Genomic DNA, 17,543 nt, shown 5'->3' with positions numbered 1-17,543 from the left:
TTACTCCCGGCCGGCAGCGTTGGCCGGCTCGTCGCCGGCGATGCGCACCGGCATGCCGGGCTGCAAGCCAACCTGTCCATTGATCACCACGCGATCGCCTGGCTGAAGGCCTTCTTCGATCACCTGTCGATCGCCAATGACCGTGCCGGTGCGCACCGGCCGCAGTTCAGCCTTGGATTCTGAGTCGATGACCCAGACGTTGGGTCCGCGCGCGTCAGCGCCCACGGCCTCGGTCGGCACCAGTATCTGGTCTTCAAACCGACGCAGCAACACGCGGGCGCGAACGAACTGGCCCGGGATCAGCTGTTGGTCGGGATTATCGACCACGGCGCGAACGGTGATGGTGCCAGTGGCGCTGTCGATGCTGTTGGCGGTGAAATCGACGCTGGCCTGGCGCTGATAGACCGAACCATCCGGCAGCAGGATATCGACGTGCGAGTCGAGAGACGTGTCATCGACACGTGCAGCGCGCTGAATCGCCGCATCGCGTTCGGGCAAGGCGAAGATGATGTGCACCGGATCCTGCTGCACCACGGTGGTCAACAGACTGCCTACGCCCAGCAAGCTGCCTTCGGGCAGCACTTCCAGGCTGGTCGCGCCGGTGATCGGAGCGAGGACTTCGGTATACGACAGATTCAGCCTGGCCTCATCGTGCTGCGCCTGTGCCTGAGCCATCCCCGCCTCGGCAAAATCCAGCTGCGAGCGGATCCGATCGCGCTCACTGGCGCTCAGAGCACCACGTTCGAACAATTGTTCGGCGCGCTTCCAGTCACGCTCGGCCTGACGTTGCTCCGCACGAGCATTGGCCAATGCCGCCTCGGCCTGCTTGAGCTGAATACGCATCGGCGTCGGGTCGATGCGGAACAGCAGATCACCCTCTTCGACATGCGCGCCTTCCTGATAGGCTCGCTCCAGCAGTACTCCGGAGATGCGCGCGCGCACTTCCGTTTCGCGTGCGCCGCGGATCCGCGCCGGGTATTCCTGGATCATCTGTGCGTCCGAACGCTGCACTTCCTGCGTCGTTACGACCGGCGCCGGGCGATTCTGCCCCTGGGCCGGCTGCTCCTCGCCGCCGCACGCACCGAGCAGGACTGCGACGGTCGTCACGCCAAGCAGCCGCGAGGCTGAACGAAGCGGTAACGCGGGAATGATGGCTCGCAAGTTCATGTTGATTTCCGTCTTGGTCGTTATCTTTGGTCCGGCAGCAACGCCGGATGAATCATGGTCAGTGTTGCCCGAGGATGCCGTGAAACAGCAGATCCAGCAGTTTCTCGGCCTCGTCGTCCGGCGAGTCGTCGCGTCCGGATATCCGGCTGGCGAACACGCTGCCATAGGCCAGGTTGGCAAGCGCATCGAGGATCAGCTCGGCATCGGTCACCCGACAATCACGCGCATCGATCAGTTTTTGACATATGCCGACCCAGCGCAGGCGCCGCGCGTCGGAGTAAACGAAATACAACGGCTTGCTCCCGCGCAACTCGGCTCGCTCATGCACGAACAGCTCGACGACTTCCGGATGATCCTGAAAGAACTCGATATAGGCGCGAAACGCAGCACGCAGTTGTTCCAGCGGATCATCGTAATGCTCGATCGCTGTATCGACCTTGCCCGTGAGCCGCTGCATGGCAGCCTCGACTGCGGCTTTGAACAACTCATCCTTGGTTGTGTAAAACCGGTAAATGGTGCCCTTGCCGATGCCGGCCAGGTCCGCAATCTGCTGTACTTCCGCGCAGCGAAAACCGTGCTGCGCGAACACCTTGCCGGCGGCAACGAGAATGTCTTCCCGGCGTTGCTCAGCGGATTTGCGCTGGCGTCTTGCGGGCGTGCTGGGTCGGTCTGGCATGGAGTTTCGCTAATGGACTGACGAGTCAGTCCGTATTAGAGAGCAGCTAACGCGCTAGAACAAGCCGGCCAGGCGGAAAAAGACTGTTGCGCGTGGCACAACAGTCCGGGAAAAGGACACCGCTGCCGGGCGGCAGCGGTGCAGGCTCTATCAGTAGCGCCCTGCCACGTCGTCGAAGGTACGCTCGATCGAGGCCGAAGGAGGCGCGGTGACCAGCGATACGATCACGATTGCCACGGTGGCAAGAATGAAGCCGGGAATGATCTCGTAAAGGCCGATCGTGTCGATCTGCTTCCAGATCACGACCGTTACGCCGCCGACAATGATGCCTGCCAGTGCGCCATTGCGGTTCATGCGCTTCCAGAACAGCGATAGCAGTATCGCCGGGCCGAACGCCGCACCGAAACCTGCCCAGGCATAGGACACCAGTCCCAGCACGGTGCTTTCCGGATCGAAAGCGAAAATCAGCGCGATGACGGCGATACCGACAACGGCGAATCGGCCTACCCATACCAACTGTTGCTGAGACGCGTCACGACGGAACAGCGCCTTGTAGAAGTCCTCGGCCAGCGCGGATGAAGATACCAGCAACTGCGAGTCGGCCGTAGACATGATTGCCGCCAGCACCGCAGCGAGCAGGATGCCGGCAACGATCGGATGGGTCAGCGCCTGAATCAGGGCGAGGAACACGGTTTCGGTGTCCGCCAGACTTTCGGCACCAAAATAGCCGATGCCGATCCAGCCAGTGAACAGCGCAGCGACCAGGCACACGGCGGTCCAGACAACCGCGATGCGGCGTGCGGTCGGCAGCGCAGCGTCGTCACCGATCGCCTTGAAGCGCGCCAGCACGTGCGGCTGGCCAAAATAGCCCAGGCCCCAGCCAAGCAGCGAAATGATCGCGACGAAGCCCAGCGACTCCCCCTCGACATCGGTGAAGAAGGTCAGCAGGTTCGGATTGCTGGCTTCCATCGACGCCTGCGCCTGGTCCCAGCCCCCTACGCTATTCAGCGCCAAGATCGGCACCACCACCAGCGCCGCGGCCATCAGCAGACCCTGTATGACGTCGGTCCAGGACACCGCGAGGAAACCACCGAAGAAGGTATAGGAAACGATGATCAGCGTCCCCAGGACCACGGCGATTCGATAATCAAGGCCGAAGGTGCTTTCGAACAGCTTGCCGGCCGCTACCAGACCGGAGCTGGTGTAGAACAGGAAAAACAGCAGAATGAAGATCGCCGAGATCACTCGCAGCAGCCGGGTCTTGTCTTCGAAGCGAAATTCGAAGTAGGCCGGCAGGGTCAGCGAGTCGTTGACGGCGTGGGAATAAACACGCAGGCGACGCGAGACGATCAGCCAATTCAACCAGGTGCCGATCAACAGGCCCGCGGCGATCCAGGTAGCCTCATAGCCCGCAGCCATCGCATAACCCGGCAGACCCAACAGCAACCATCCGCTCATGTCCGATGCACCGGCCGAAAGCGCTGCCGTGCCAGGGCCCAGGGTTCGGCCGCCAAGGATATAGTCGGAAAGGTTGGTCGTGCGTTTATAGGCGACGTAACCCAACAGGAGCATTACCGCGATATACACTGCGAAGGTGGCACTGACGGTGCCGATGTTACCTGTCATTTTGCTTATCTCCTTGCGGACAATCCCTGTCCTGTTATTGGTATGGGAGACGTTCCACTCCCTTTGCTGCCGGCTCCGCCTGGAACCGGCCAGTGCTCATGGCTCACCGTTACCCAGCGACAACAGGCTGGCATTGCCGCCCACTGCTGTCGTATTGATAGTACGGGTCCGTTCGGTGGCGAATCGTAGCAGATAATGCGGTCCGCCAGCCTTCGGCCCGGTACCGGACAGCCCTTGCCCACCGAAGGGCTGGACCCCGACCACCGCGCCAATCTGGTTCCGGTTAACGTAGACGTTACCGATGCGGACCCGCTGATCGATGTAGCGCGCGGTGTCTTCGTTGCGGCTGTGAATGCCCAGCGTCAGGCCAAACCCGGTGGCGTTGATTTCGTCGATAATCTGGTCGAGCTGGTCGTGACGCCAGGTGATCAGGTGCAGTACCGGCCCGAAATGCTCGCGGTCCAGCTCGCTGATGCTCTTCAGACGGAATGCCACCGGCGCCAGGAAGTGCCCGTTCAGCCCTTCGGGCATCGACGCTTCGGCGATGAGGTAACCAGCGTCTTTCATGCGCTTGACGTGCTCGCGCAGCCCGTCGCGCGCCTCGGCGTCGATCACCGGGCCGACGTCGGTATCCCGCCGCGATGGATCGCCGATATGCAGCTCGGCCATGGCACCCTTGAGCAGCGCCATCACCCGCTCGGCGATATCTTCCTGAATGAACAGCACACGCAGTGCCGAACAGCGCTGACCGGCGCTGGTGAAAGAAGAATGCAGGACGTCCTTGATCACCTGCTCCGGCAACGCGGTGGAGTCGACCAGCATCGCATTTTGCCCACCGGTTTCGGCAATCATCGGCGCGATCGCGCTGTCGCGTGCAGCCAATGCGCGGTTGATGATGTGCGCAGTTTGCGTCGAGCCGGTGAAGGCCACGCCTGCGACTCGCGGATCAGAACTGATCACACTACCGACCTGGGCGCCGTCGCCCGGCAGCAGCGCGATGACCTCGCCTGGCAAGCCTGCGTGGAGCATCAGCTCGACGCAGCGCACCGCGACCAGGCTGGCCTGTTCGGCGGGCTTGGCGACGACGGTGTTGCCCGAGACCAGCGCCGCCGATACCTGACCGAGGAAAATCGCCAGAGGGAAATTCCACGGGCTGATGCAGGCGAACACGCCCCTGCCCTGCAGATAAAGCTCGTTACTTTCGCCGGTGGGCCCTGGCAAGGTGATCACCGCGAAGCGCTGCCGAGCCTGCTGCGCATAGAACCGACAGAAATCGACGGCTTCACGCACCTCGTCGATGCCGTCCTGCAAACTCTTGCCCGCCTCTCGGCTGCAGAGGGCCATGAGTTCCGGCATGTTCTGTTCGAGCAGATCAGCGGTGCGCTCGAGAATCGAAGCGCGAGTGTCGACAGGCGTGGCGTTCCACTGCGCGAAGGCCGCCGAGAGCCCGGTGATCGCATCACGGGTTTGCTCACCGGTCGCCCAGATAACTTCGCCCACTTGATGATCGAGTTGATAAGGGCACATCACCGGTCGCGCCTCGCCCTGCAGATGCTTGCCGCTGACGATCGGCGCTCCGGTCCAGGTCCTCGCCAGATGCTCATCCAGTTCCTGCTTGAGTGGCAGCCACTGGCTTTGCACGTTCATGTTGATGCCGCGGGAATTGCGCCGCTCCGGACCGTAGATAGCCTGCGGCAACGGAATCCGATCGTTGGCCAGGCTCGAATATTGGCGCAGCCGCTCCACTGGATGCTCGATCAACGTATCGACTGGCACCCGGTGGTCAACCAGCTTATGCACGAACGACGAGTTGGCGCCGTTCTCCAGCAGCCGGCGCACGAGATACGGAAGCAGATCCTTGTGCGCCCCGACCGGCGCGTAGATGCGGACCGGGCAGCCGACTTCGTCGATAACGGTGTCGTACAGCGCGTCGCCCATGCCATGCAGGCGCTGGAACTCGAATTCCTGACCGCGACCCATATCGAGAATGCAGGTGACGGTGTGCGCATTGTGGGTAGCGAACTGCGGATAGATCAGACCAGCCGTCAGCGGGCTCAGCAAGTAGCGGGCACAGGCAAGATAGGAGACGTCGGTCGCTTCCTTGCGGGTAAACACCGGGTAACCGTCGAGCCCAGCCTGCTGGCACAGTTTGATTTCGGTGTCCCAGTAAGCGCCCTTGACCAGGCGAACCGGGATCTGGTCCCCCTGTTCTTTGGCTAGCTGGGTCAGCCAGGCCAGGACCGGCAGCGCACGCTTGGAATAGGCCTGGACCACCAGACCGAAATTGCCCCAGCCTCGCACGTCGGGGTGCTGGTAGACCTCGCGGAACAGTTTCAGCGACAGCTCCAGCCGGTCGGCTTCCTCTGCATCGATGGTGATGCCGACATCGCCTGCACGCGCCTGTCGCACCAGCTCCAGCAGTGTCGCGCCCAACTCGCGCAGTACCTGTTTCTCGCGGGCCGGCTCGTAGTGTGGATGCAGTGCGGACAACTTGATCGAAATGGTCGGTCGCGGGCTCTTGCCCTTGTATTTGTCTTCGGCGATGGCGCGAATCGCGTCGCTGTAATCCTGCCGGTAACGATCGGCATCAGCGCGGGTGAGCGCGGCCTCGCCGAGCATGTCGAAGGAATAGGTATAACCGGCGTCGCGCTGCGGCTTGCCGTTCTTCAATGCTTCCTTGATGGTACGGCCGAGTACGAACTGGCGGCCCATTATGCGCATGGCCTGCAGCATGGCGGTACGGATGACCGGTTCGCCGCTGCGCTTGAGCAACTTGCCGAGTACCGTGCCCGGAGTGCCATCCTGGCGCTTGTCCATTTTCACCACGCGGCCGGTCATGACCAGCCCCCATGCGGCAGCGTTGACCAGGGTGTGCTCACTTTGGCCCAGGTGACGATCCCACTGCGCGGCGTTGAGCTTGTCGCGGATCAGCGCATCGGCCGTCTCCGAATCCGGGACTCGAAGCAAGGCTTCGGCCAGACACATCAGCATGATGCCTTCCTGGGTATCGAGACTGTATTGCTGCAGCAACGCGTCGATACTGTCCACGGCATTGTCCCGCTTGCGCACGGCTTCGATCAGCTTGCGTGCGCGACCGGACAAGGCAGCGGCATCGGCCGGTTCGGCCAGTGTGATGAGTTCGGTGAGGTAAGCGTTTTCGTCTACGGCGTAGGTCGCGCTTAAGGCGCTGAACAGCGCTTCAGGATCGTCTGAAAGAAATTGACCGTCGAGCACTTCACTGGCTTTGAACATCTGGCACGCTCCAATCGCGCCCGGCACGCTGCCGGACAAAAGGATTCGCCTGCAGTAACCCTAGCTCAGGGTCGCCCGGGCGGCGAATCGAATTCATTGTTCGTGGCTGTCATCACTCGAAATCAAGCAATGCGCCATCTGACCAATGTAGGAGCGAAACCGGACGTCTTCTTGCAAAAAACTCGGAAAGCCTTGTGAAAACCTACGAAGCGGCGGGCAAGCCCTGCCGAATCGCCCCGGGAGTGAGTCCGAGATGCCGCCGCGTGGCGTGAGTAAGCGCGCTCTGACTGCAGAAGCCGCTGCGGTTCGCCACCTCCGCGATGGATAACTGACCCTCGCGGAGCCAGCTTGCGGCCTGGCGCACCCGACAGATCTGCACGTACTGGTGCGGGGTGTGACCCGTTGCGCGACGGAACACGGAATAGAAATGACTGGGGCTGATGTGAACCTGTCTGGCTAGATCTTCGACGCTGATCGGTTTGTCCAGGTACTTCATCACGTATTGCTTCAAGGTTTCGACGTCCAGCGTTGGTCTGCGCGACACGGGAGATGCGTCGAGCTGGTCGCCGATCGCATGAAGCAGGGTGTTGCCCAGATGCCATGCGAGCGGCGTATCGCTTGATTGTTGACCAAGCTCGACGGAAGCGAAATCCAGCAGACCATGCAGCCGAGCATCCAGATTGACGAAGCGAGGCTTGTCGAAGAGTCGCTGCAGGCTTGATTCGCGATCACCGAATTCGTGCAGCGCAACGTCGAGGATCAGCATGCGGTTACCACTGCGGCCAGAAAAGGCATGGGCCGCATCGCCCGGCACGATGCACGCGTGGAGCCGGCTGACCTCAGCCCCTGCCCCGGCGATCTCGAAATCTGCGCAGCCATCGAGGCCAACCACGAGTTGGTGCTCGGGATGGGCGTGGCTGATGCTCTTTACTGGAAGGTCGAGAATCCTGGTTTTCGGCATGAAACGGCATCGTTGCTGGTCATAGGTGATGGTAGTCCTCGCAGAGTCAGGTCACAACCAGATCGATCGGATTGAATTGTTCGGCGCTCGCCACCATCTCAGTAGGCATATCCATCGCCGAACAGGTAGCGTAGATGACCGAGCACGATAACGTTCAACCAGACATCATCGAAGGCCAGGAGCCGGAGACCGGGTTTCAGCCGGGCACTGGGCTGGTCATTCCGAACCAGCGATTGCCCGACAGGCTTTACCTGTTGCCGGTCCACAACCGCCCGTTCTTTCCCGCCCAGGTGATGCCCGTGGTGGTCAACGAGACTCCCTGGGCAGAAACCATCGATCGGGTATCGAATACGCCCCACCATGCCCTGTCGTTGTTCTACGTCGATGCGCCACTCGGCGAGAGCGGTCCGTTGGACAGCGAGGATCTGCCGCAAACCGGGTGCGCCGTAAAGATCCATCACGCCGTGAAGGAAGACGGCAAAATCCAGTTCATCGCCCAGGGGCTGACTCGCGTACGGATCACCCAATGGCTCAGCCGCAAACCGCCCTATCTGGTGGAGGTGGAATATCCCGAGCCGCCAGCAGACGAACGCGACGAAGTACGCGCCTACGCGATGGCACTGATCAATGCGATCAAGGAATTACTGCCGCTCAATCCGCTATACAGCGAAGAACTGAAGAACTATCTCAACCGCTTCAGCCCGAACCAGCCGTCACCGCTGTCGGACTTCGCCGCTGCGCTGACGTCGGCAAAACCCGGCGAACTGCAGGATGTACTCGACACTGTTCCGATCCTGCGTCGTATGGAGAAGGTCCTGGTGCTGCTGAAGAAGGAAATCGATGTCGCGAGACTGCAAGGCGAAATCAGCGCCGAGGTCAATCGCACCATCTCCGAACATCAGCGCAAATTCTTCCTCAAGGAACAACTGAAGATCATCCAGCGCGAACTGGGACTCTCCAAGGATGACCGGACCGCCGACGTCGAACAGTTTCGCGAGCGGCTCGAGGGCAAGACGTTGCCTGATACCGTGCGCACCAAGATCGACGAGGAGCTGGCGAAACTGTCGGTGCTGGAAACCGGATCGCCGGAATACGGCGTGACGCGCAACTATCTGGACTGGGCCACCGCGATGCCCTGGGGCGTGACTCACGAAGACAAGCTCGATATCCAGCATGCCCGTAAGGTGCTGGACCGCGATCACAGCGGACTGGAAGACGTGAAGGCTCGCATCCTCGAGTTTCTCGCAGTGGGCGCTTATCGCGGATCGGTCGCCGGCTCGATCGTTCTGCTGGTCGGCCCACCCGGCGTGGGCAAAACCAGCATAGGACACTCGATTGCCGAGAGCCTGGGCCGGCCGTTCTACCGCTTCAGCGTTGGCGGTATGCGTGACGAGGCCGAGATCAAAGGTCATCGACGCACCTACATCGGCGCCATGCCGGGCAAGTTCGTCCAGGCGCTGAAGGACGTAAAGGTCATGAATCCGGTAATCATGCTCGATGAGATCGACAAGCTTGGATCAAGCCACCAGGGCGATCCGGCCTCGGCCTTGCTGGAGACCCTCGACCCTGAGCAGAACGGCGAGTTTCTCGATCATTACCTCGACCTGCGTCTGGATCTGTCTAAGGTGCTGTTCGTCTGCACGGCCAATACCCTGGATTCGATTCCCGGCCCGCTACTCGACCGGATGGACGTGATCCGTCTCTCCGGCTACATCGCCGAGGAAAAGCTGGCGATCGCCAAACAGCACCTCTGGCCCAGGCAACTGGAACGCGCTGGCGTGCGCAAGGGCCAGTTGCGCATCAGCGACAAGGCCATGCGTCAGGTGATCGAGGGTTATGCCCGCGAGGCTGGCGTACGCAATCTGGAGAAACAGCTGGCGAAGGTGGTGCGCAAGTCAGTGGTCACCCTGCTTGAGCAGCCGGATGCGAAAATCAGTATCAAGCCGGAGGATCTCAAGGGCCTTCTGGGTACCCCGGCCTTCCGGGTGGAAAAAACGCTCAAAGGGGTTGGCGTCATTACCGGTCTGGCCTGGACCTCAATGGGCGGTGCAACGCTGCCTGTGGAGGCCACGCGCATTCACACGCTGAACCGTGGCTTCAAGCTGACCGGCAAACTCGGCGATGTCATGAAAGAGTCGGCGGAGATCGCCTACAGCTATCTCTGTGCCAACCTTGAACGTTACAAGGCGGACAAAACCTTTTTCGACGAGGCCTTCGTGCATTTGCATGTTCCGGAAGGCGCTACGCCCAAGGATGGCCCCAGCGCGGGCGTCACGATCACCAGCGCCCTGCTCTCGCTTGCACGCAACGAGGCACCTCGGCCGGGCCTTGCCATGACCGGCGAAATTACGCTTACCGGTCAGGTATTGCCAGTGGGCGGGATTCGCGAAAAGGTCATCGCCGCGCGGCGACAATCCATCTTCGAGCTGATCCTGCCCGAAGCTAATCGAGGAGATTTCGAAGAATTACCGGAATATCTGACCGAGGGGATGACCATTCACTTTGCCAGCCATTACAAGGATGTCGCCAAGCGCCTGTTCGCTTGAGTGGCAAAATGAAAAGGGCGACCCGGAGGTCGCCCTTTTTTAAAATCAGCAAGGCCGGTCATCTGTCGTCGGAGCGAGGCTTGTCGTCCTTGCGGATGTTTGGGAAGTGCTCGTGGTGCTCGTCATCAAGCTCCTCGATCTCCGGAAACTCGTGCAGACTGCTCTCGAAGCTTTCATCTACCGCGGCGGGACCTGCACCTGCACCGCCCTCGCGTGGCGGCGCTGATGTCAAGCCCTCGATCAGATCCCAATCCGGGTCGAGCGTGAAGTCATTGAGGTTCAGCTGGGTAGCGGTGAAATCCTCAGCTTTTTCCCTGGCGGTCCGATCTTCGACTTCAGAAGCAGGCTCATCCGGTAACAGGGGCTCGAGATGGTCGACGTGTTCGACCATGTCGGAATCGTTGGAAGCGAAAAGCTTCGGAAAGCGCGCCTTGATTTGCTCGATCCGTCCGCTATCACCACCCTTCTGCAGAATCCGTTGTTCCTGCAGGCTGAATGCACGCGCGTCGCCCAGTTCGCCCAGTACTCGCAGCTGCTTGTAGCGAAGGTCGAGCCTGTCCGGCTGGTCGGCAATCGCCCTGTCGAGCATGCTTCGGGCTTCTGCAAAGCGACCATAGGTGATGTACAACTCGACACCATCGAGCGGATCCACCGGTTTGGGCGCTGCGCGGACGCTAGCGGGTCGGGACGACGGATTCGATGCGATCGCTGCAGCCAGCGGCGCCGCAGCTTCTGGAGCAACCCGGGTCGGCTGCGCCGGCATGGGCTGTTCTTCCGGCTCCGCTTGGTCATCCTCGTCGGCGCGCTTACGGGCGAAGAACAGCAGCCCCAGCAGAACCGCCAGCAGGCCAAGCAACGCCGGCCACCAACGAGAGAGGACGCCGTCCTGAGACTCGACTTCCTGTGGCTCGACCGCATCGGCCATGGGCTGCTCAGGTGTCTCGGCGAGTACAGGCAGGACTTCAGCATCGATTGCACCGGACGCGGGATTTTCATTCCCCGTCGCGGACACGGCTCCTTCAGTACCTTCGGCTTGCGTCAGAACGGGCCCGGACGTGTTAGCGCCTTCGCCCTCGGTGTTGTCACCTTCTGCCTCCTGCGCCTGACGGAGGATTTCCAGCTCGGCTTGCAGGCTGGCGATCTGGCGATCGCGGGCATCGAGTTCGTCGAGCATCACATTGAAACGCGCCTCGAGGCTGCGCAACCGTTCGGCCAGTACCGCAGCGTCCTCCCCGGTCTGCTGGGGCAGAGCTTCCTCCTCGATACGCAGGCGGGCGGTGGCCGGCTCGGTGCTGTTGGTCCTGTCGCGCTGGTCTGCAGCGATAGCGCTCCCCGGGCTGGCATCACCTTCGGTGCTCGATGATGTCTGCGCGGCACGGCGCGGCTGAATCAGCGGCGCGGGCGTTTCATCTGGTTGTGCACGCTCCGGGGCATCCACCGCTACTGAGACACCTCCGGTCACTCCGAGCTGTTCAGCCGTGGGCAGAGTGAGCACTTCGCCGACACGCAGCCGGCTGGGATCACCATCAATGAAGGCATCGGGATTCAGTGCGCGTATAGCGCGCATCGTCTCGGCAATGGACACGGCTTCGCTGGGTCGCGCCCGGGATGCAATGCTCCACAGGCTGTCGCCCGCAGCGGTACGATACTGGCCTGCATCGGCAGCCGGGCTCAACTGGGGCAGCGATGCCGCTGCGGAGGACGCCCTCGGCTGAGTGGACGCAGCGCTGGCCGGACGGCTATCGCGCACCGGGCTGGTGGCCGGCGCGGCGAAAGGCCTGGGCTGGGCCGGGCTCGATGGCTGATACAGCGGCGGGTCGAGCAACAGCGTGTATTCGCGCAGTAAGCGCCCATTAGGACGCCGCAACTCGACGAGAAAATTCAGGTAAGGCTCACGCACGGGCGCCGGGGACTGTACCCGAACTACCAGTTGATTGTTCTGAACGGTCGGCGTGAAACGCAACTCGGTGAGGAAATGCGGGCGGTCCAGTCCGGCATTACGAAATGCAGCGGGATCTGCGAGGCTGACACGAATGTCCGTCGGATCGAGGTTTTCACCGCCCTGCACGACGATGGTGGCATCGAGCGGCTGGTTCAGCGCGGAGTCGAGTTTCAACTCACCCAGGCCCAGTGCGCTGGCCACGCCGACATACAACGCCGCAAATGATGCGACGCCCCACACTATCTGGCGTTTCACGGCCATACCAATTCCTCATTCATACGAATGGCAGGCATGGGCCTGCATTCAACGATGCTGTCCGTCGCATCCCGCTGCGGGAGTCCCTGCGCTGGCATAATCGGAGGGAATGCTTGGATATCATTATGCCATCACGCGAAGTAAATTCTGAACAATCCCACGCCATCCGTCAAAAAAAGCTCCAACAAACCAGCGAAAAGAGCTCTAGAGACGTAAACATGACGCAATGCGCACATCTTGCCGTTAGCGAGCCGGCCGTTCAAGTGTCCTGTCATGTCCGGTAGCTTGCGGTAGAATCGCGCTTTGCCCGACTGCGAGCGTCAGCCATGACACACATCGACAATCTGTTCGCCACTCGCCAGGCCCGCGTGGCGGATTTCGTCTTTGATCACGATGTGGCGCGTGTCTTTCCCGACATGATCAAGCGATCCGTGCCGGGTTACCCAACCATCGTCGAGAGCATCGGCCTCATTGCTGGACAACACGCGCAGGCCGGCACGCGCATCTACGACCTCGGCTGTTCATTGGGGGCAGCGACCCAGTCGATGCGCCGCCACGTTAGCGCCGACGCTTGCCGGATCACCGCAGTCGACAACGCCGCGGCGATGGTCGAGCGCTGCCGTGAATACATGATCGCCCAGGACTCGATGGTGGAAGAGCTTTGTCCGGTGGAGGTCATCGAAGCTGATATCACGGCACTGGAACTCCGGCCCTGCTCCGTCGTGGTACTCAATTTCACCTTGCAGTTCATATCGCCCGAGCAGCGCCTCGAGCTGCTGCAGCGGATACGCCAGGCACTGTTGCCCGGCGGCGTATTGATTCTTTCCGAAAAGCTGCGCTTTGCCGACGAAGCGACCCAGCACAGCCTCGAGCAGCTGCACTATGCATTCAAGCGAGCCAATGGCTACAGCGATCTGGAAATAGCGCAGAAACGCAGTGCGATCGAAAACGTCATGATCCCCGACACGCTGGAAACTCATATGCAACGGTTGACCGATGCGGGCTTCGGTCACGCACACGCCTGGTTTCAATGTCTCAACTTCTGCTCGATGATTGCCTACCCGTGATTGATTACAGCCCGCTTTTCGAACAGCTACGCAACACGTCCCTGGAACATTGGCTCGATCCGCTGCCCGCTGCGCTAGACCAGCGTCTGGCACTAGCCAGCCGGCATGGCGACCTGCCCCGCTGGCAAGCATGCCTGGCACAGTTGCCGGACGTAGAAAGTCCCGCCGAGCTTGCTGACGGTGTTCGGGTCGGTCGGTCAGATCAGCTCGACGACACCAGCCGTGCGCAACTGGAACAGGCGCTGCGCGGTTTGCATCCGTGGCGCAAGGGTCCGTTCGAGTTGTTCGGGGTGCATATCGATACGGAATGGCGTTCGGACTGGAAGTGGCAGCGCGTCGCGCCCCACCTCGATCTGCATGGCAAGCGGATACTCGACGTCGGCTGCGGTAATGGGTATTACATGTGGCGTATGTGGGGTGCCGGCGCGGCCATGGTAATCGGGGTCGACCCAAACCTGCTGTTCATGACCCAGTTCGAAGCGGTGCGCAAGTACCTGCCGGAGGCACCAGTGTGGCAGCTGCCGTTCACGCTGGAGGATCTGCCGGAGCCGACCGAAGGCTTCGATACGGTGTTCTCAATGGGAGTGCTGTACCACCGCCGCTCGCCGATCGACCACCTTCTGCAGTTGCGGGCCTGCCTGCGGCCGGGCGGCGAACTGGTGCTGGAAACCCTGGTTATCGAAGGCGACGAGACCGCTTGTCTGGTGCCAGAAGATCGCTATGCACAAATGCGCAACGTATGGTTCCTGCCGTCGGTAAGCATGCTTGAGCGGTTCGTGCGCCGCGCCGGGTTCAGTTCCGTACGCTGCGTTGATCTGAACCGGACCAGCACCGAGGAGCAGCGCACCACTGACTGGATGCGCTTTCAGTCCCTGCCTGATTTTCTCGATGCGCATGATGCCTCGCGAACATGCGAGGGGTATCCGGCTCCGCTACGCGCGACCCTCGTAGCGACACGCTGACACGGCTATTGCCTGATCAACCATTCAACCAACTCCGCGGCCGGCATCGGTCGCGCGAAGAGATAACCCTGGCAGACGTTGCAGCCTCGACTTTGCAGGAAGCGCCACTGTGCTTCGTTTTCGACCCCTTCCGCCACGACATCCAGCTGCAGGTTGGCGGCCATGTCGAGGATGGTGGTAACCAACTGGTTATCTTCCAGGCGCTCCGGGACGCCGGCCAGAAAGCTCTTGTCGATCTTCAGTCGATCAAGCGGGAAGCGACGCAAATACGCCAGGGATGAATACCCCGTCCCGAAGTCATCGATGGCCACACCGACTCCGAGGTTCTTGAGTTCATGCAGGGTCTGCTCGCCCTGCTCGGCATTGGTCATCAACGCGCTCTCGGTGATCTCCAGTTCCAGCATGCTCGCCGGCAGCCCGCTTTCGCGCAGCGCAGAGCTGACCAGCTCGACGACATCCTGCTGCACGAATTGACGCGGCGAGAGATTCACGGCGATCGACTCCAGCCCCAACCCCTGCTGCTGCCACAGCCTTGCCTGGCGACAGGCTTCGTTGAGCACCCAACGGCCGATCGGCACGATCAGTCCGTTCTGCTCGGCCAGCGGGATGAACACGTCAGGACCCACCAGCCCCCGCTCTGGATGGCGCCAGCGCAGCAGCGCCTCGACGCCCACTGCTCGACGGCTGCGTACCTGGATCAGCGGCTGATAAAACAGTTCCAGTTGGTCGTTTTCGAGGGCCTTGCGTAGCGCTCTGTCCAGCTCGAAACGCTCGTTTGCCGCCTCGGTCATTTCTCGGGAATAACCGCAAACCCGATCGCGGCCCAGTACCTTGGCGTTGTCCATCGCCGCGTCGGCATTACGTACCAGATCCGCACCGCACCGGCCATCCTCTGGGAAACAGGCATAGCCGACACTTGCCCCGACGTATACTTCGCGGCCGTCAGTCAGCACGATCGGCATGCGCATCGTCGAGCAGATATTTTCCGATAGCCGATGGATGGCGTCACGAGTGCTATCCTGGGCAATGAGCAGAAACTCGTCACCGCCCAGCCGCGCAAGAAGGTTGCCGGACTCGCAGATCGACAGCAGGCGCGACGCCACCTGCCGGAGTACGGCATCACCGGCCGCGTGACCCAGCCCGTCGTTGATCGCCTTGAACCGGTCCAGGTCGATGAATAGCGCAGCGATGCTGCTCCGATTGACCTCCGCGGTCTGCAGCCCGCTTTCCAGGCGCTGCATGGCAAAGTTGCGATTGGCCAGACCCGTAAGACTGTCATATTGAGTCAGCTGCTGCAGTTGTTCCTGGCTCCGGCGCAGACGACTGATGTCGCTGAACATGATCACGTTACGACTGACCTTGCCCTCGGCATCGCGGATCGCCGATGCCGTCACCAGCAGCGTGACCCCTTGCTCGCGCCGCGTGTCGAGTACCGCCTCGCCCTGCCAGTAACTGTCCTCACGCAGGGCGTTGGTAATGTTACGTATCAGATTGCGATGCTCGTGGACGCGGTCGCGCATGAAGGGCCGACGGCCAAGCGCCTGTTCGCGGCTCATTCCGGTGATGCGTTCGAAGGCAGGATTGACATTGACGATGCGGAATTCCGAATCCGTGATCAGCATCCCCTCGCGACTGCTTTCGAATACGGCCGCCGCTTCGCGCAGCGCTTGCTCGTTCTTTTTGCGCTCGTCGATCTCTTCGGAAAAAAGCACGTAATACAGGGCCTTGCCCTGATCATCTCGAACCAGCGTTATGGTCAGCTTCACCCAGTTGAAGGGCTGGGTGGCTCCGCGGTAACGCGCCTCCATCGCTACGATGGCGACTTCGCCCGCGAGCAGCTGCTTGAGCCCGGCCTGCAGTTCGCCCAGGTCATCCGGATGCACCAGCTCCCTGGCATAGAAGTCGACGACGTCATCACGGTTCAGGCCCGTACGCTCGTAGAAACGGGGATTGCCGCTTAACAGCCTGCCCTCGAGTGTCACCAGCGTAATGCAGACTGCCGCGTATTCGAAAATCGCCTGAAAGCGCTTTTCCGAGCCCTCTCGTTCCGCAGCCAGCCGTGATTTCTGCACGACCAGCGACACCAGTCGGCTGAATTCGCCAAGCGCCGCCACTTCTCTCTCGTCCGGCAAGCCGACGCGGTCGCCAAAGACAGCAAAGGAGCCAAGACTAGCGCCATGCTCGTCCTTGAAAGGAATCGACCAGCTGGAGCGTACATTCCATTTCTCGACAATATCCCGAAAGTCAGCCCATAGCGGGTCGCTGGTAGCGTCCGCCACGTAGACCGGTTCGCCGCGATAAACCGCAGTGCCGCAGCTACCCACACAGGGGCCCGGCACGAGCCCATTGAGCCGCTCCCGATAATCGGCGGCGAAGCTGGGCGCCGCGGCGACCTGCAGCGAGCCGTCGGAACAAGCGAGGAGAATCGTCACCCGGTGCCCGGGCTGGAAGGTTTCCCACTCAGTAGCGATGCGGTCGAGCAGCGAGTCCAGACTGCTATGGCTGAGCAGGCCGTCGAGCACACTGGTTCTGGCAGCCTGCAACCGGGCCTGTTGCTGTTCGCCGTGCGTATCGTGCAGCGTTCCAATAACCGCAGCGCCAGTCTCAAGCGTCGTGAAGCGTTTGGCGGTAAGCGTCGCCCAGCGATATCGGCCGTCCTTCGCCAACACCTTTACCGTGGTCTGGAGGGCTTCATTATCTCCGTCCCGAACCCGGGCGAAGAAGTCTTCCAATTCCGAGCCATTCCCCGACTGGACAAATTCGACCAGATTGCGGCCGATCACCTGCGTCGGCGGGATGTCAGTGAGCTCTTGCCAGGCCGGATTGATGTAAGCGACCCGCCCGTCGAGGTCGGTGCGATAGATGACGTCCTGGATATTGCCAAGCACCTGCATGTTGCGGCGCATGACACGTGCCGAATCGTCCCGCATCGTAGCGATGGTGCGATCCCTGGCGCGAAGACCCAATCGCAGCGTCACCAGCAGTATCGCCAGGCAGATCAGCATCAGGCCTGCGGCCATCGGCACATACCGAACCGGCATGAACGCTATGGACACCGCGAGCAGCGCCAGCAATCCTGCTGACACGCA

General features: G+C 61.3%; 10 protein-coding genes. 3 read left to right on the top strand and 7 right to left on the bottom strand.

What is annotated here, in order from left to right; all coding sequences use genetic code 11:
* The 5 genes from BLT85_RS05065 to BLT85_RS05045 form a co-directional block, all read right to left on the bottom strand.
* Window positions 1–1,167 carry an efflux RND transporter periplasmic adaptor subunit gene (locus BLT85_RS05065; RefSeq protein WP_157718129.1) on the bottom strand — a complete coding sequence of 389 codons (1,167 nt, stop codon included), beginning with the start codon at window positions 1,165–1,167 and terminating at the stop codon, window positions 1–3.
* Window positions 1,168–1,225: 58 nt separating this feature from the next.
* On the bottom strand, window positions 1,226–1,843 hold the full coding sequence (locus BLT85_RS05060) for a TetR/AcrR family transcriptional regulator (protein ID WP_093392134.1): 618 nt from the start codon (window positions 1,841–1,843) through the stop codon (window positions 1,226–1,228).
* Window positions 1,844–1,993: 150 nt separating this feature from the next.
* On the bottom strand, window positions 1,994–3,469 hold the full coding sequence (gene putP / locus BLT85_RS05055; RefSeq protein ID WP_093392133.1) for a sodium/proline symporter PutP: 1,476 nt from the start codon (window positions 3,467–3,469) through the stop codon (window positions 1,994–1,996).
* A gap of 96 nt (window positions 3,470–3,565) precedes the next feature.
* On the bottom strand, window positions 3,566–6,721 hold the full coding sequence (putA, locus tag BLT85_RS05050; RefSeq protein WP_093392132.1) for a bifunctional proline dehydrogenase/L-glutamate gamma-semialdehyde dehydrogenase PutA: 3,156 nt from the start codon (window positions 6,719–6,721) through the stop codon (window positions 3,566–3,568).
* A 202-nt stretch (window positions 6,722–6,923) separates the two neighbouring features.
* Window positions 6,924–7,682 carry a helix-turn-helix transcriptional regulator gene (locus BLT85_RS05045; RefSeq protein ID WP_093392131.1) on the bottom strand — a complete coding sequence of 253 codons (759 nt, stop codon included), beginning with the start codon at window positions 7,680–7,682 and terminating at the stop codon, window positions 6,924–6,926.
* A 134-nt stretch (window positions 7,683–7,816) separates the two neighbouring features.
* Between BLT85_RS05045 and lon the strand changes: the two genes are divergently transcribed.
* The gene (gene lon, locus BLT85_RS05040) at window positions 7,817–10,228 is read left to right on the top strand and encodes an endopeptidase La (RefSeq protein WP_093392130.1); all 2,412 of its coding nucleotides are present in this window, start codon (window positions 7,817–7,819) and stop codon (window positions 10,226–10,228) included.
* Between the two features lie 58 nt (window positions 10,229–10,286).
* On the opposite strand, the gene BLT85_RS05035 is transcribed toward lon, so the two are convergent.
* Entirely contained in the window at window positions 10,287–12,431 is a 2,145-nt protein-coding gene (locus BLT85_RS05035; protein ID WP_093392129.1) for a type IV pilus assembly protein FimV, read from the bottom strand.
* Between the two features lie 320 nt (window positions 12,432–12,751).
* Between BLT85_RS05035 and cmoA the strand changes: the two genes are divergently transcribed.
* Window positions 12,752–13,492 (top strand): carboxy-S-adenosyl-L-methionine synthase CmoA, encoded by a 741-nt coding sequence (gene cmoA / locus BLT85_RS05030; RefSeq protein WP_093392128.1) that lies wholly within the window; start codon window positions 12,752–12,754, stop codon window positions 13,490–13,492.
* Window positions 13,489–14,454 (top strand): tRNA 5-methoxyuridine(34)/uridine 5-oxyacetic acid(34) synthase CmoB, encoded by a 966-nt coding sequence (cmoB, locus tag BLT85_RS05025; protein WP_231701540.1) that lies wholly within the window; start codon window positions 13,489–13,491, stop codon window positions 14,452–14,454. Before cmoA ends, cmoB begins: the two co-directional genes overlap by 4 nt.
* 5 nt (window positions 14,455–14,459) lie before the next feature.
* Here the strand turns inward: cmoB and BLT85_RS05020 are convergent, their stop codons facing one another.
* Complete coding sequence (locus BLT85_RS05020) at window positions 14,460–17,540, bottom strand: bifunctional diguanylate cyclase/phosphodiesterase (protein WP_172829812.1); 3,081 nt, start codon at window positions 17,538–17,540, stop codon at window positions 14,460–14,462.
* Window positions 17,541–17,543 lie beyond the last annotated feature (3 nt).

The sequence above is a fragment of the Halopseudomonas xinjiangensis genome (assembly GCF_900104945.1).
Taxonomy (GTDB): domain Bacteria; phylum Pseudomonadota; class Gammaproteobacteria; order Pseudomonadales; family Pseudomonadaceae; genus Halopseudomonas; species Halopseudomonas xinjiangensis.
Note: the sequence above shows the minus strand (reverse complement) of the source record. Positions and strands in the feature narration are given on the sequence as shown.

Bases quoted from the DNA above. Each gene is read 5' to 3' on its own strand.
- BLT85_RS05065 (WP_157718129.1), bottom strand. From the start codon at position 1,167: ATGAACTTGCGAGCCATCATTCCCGCGTTACCGCTTCGTTCAGCCTCG.
- BLT85_RS05060 (WP_093392134.1), bottom strand. From the start codon at position 1,843: ATGCCAGACCGACCCAGCACGCCCGCAAGACGCCAGCGCAAATCCGCT.
- putP (WP_093392133.1), bottom strand. From the start codon at position 3,469: ATGACAGGTAACATCGGCACCGTCAGTGCCACCTTCGCAGTGTATATC.
- putA (WP_093392132.1), bottom strand. From the start codon at position 6,721: ATGTTCAAAGCCAGTGAAGTGCTCGACGGTCAATTTCTTTCAGACGAT.
- BLT85_RS05045 (WP_093392131.1), bottom strand. From the start codon at position 7,682: ATGCCGAAAACCAGGATTCTCGACCTTCCAGTAAAGAGCATCAGCCAC.
- lon (WP_093392130.1), top strand. From the start codon at position 7,817: ATGACCGAGCACGATAACGTTCAACCAGACATCATCGAAGGCCAGGAG.
- BLT85_RS05035 (WP_093392129.1), bottom strand. From the start codon at position 12,431: ATGGCCGTGAAACGCCAGATAGTGTGGGGCGTCGCATCATTTGCGGCG.
- cmoA (WP_093392128.1), top strand. From the start codon at position 12,752: ATGACACACATCGACAATCTGTTCGCCACTCGCCAGGCCCGCGTGGCG.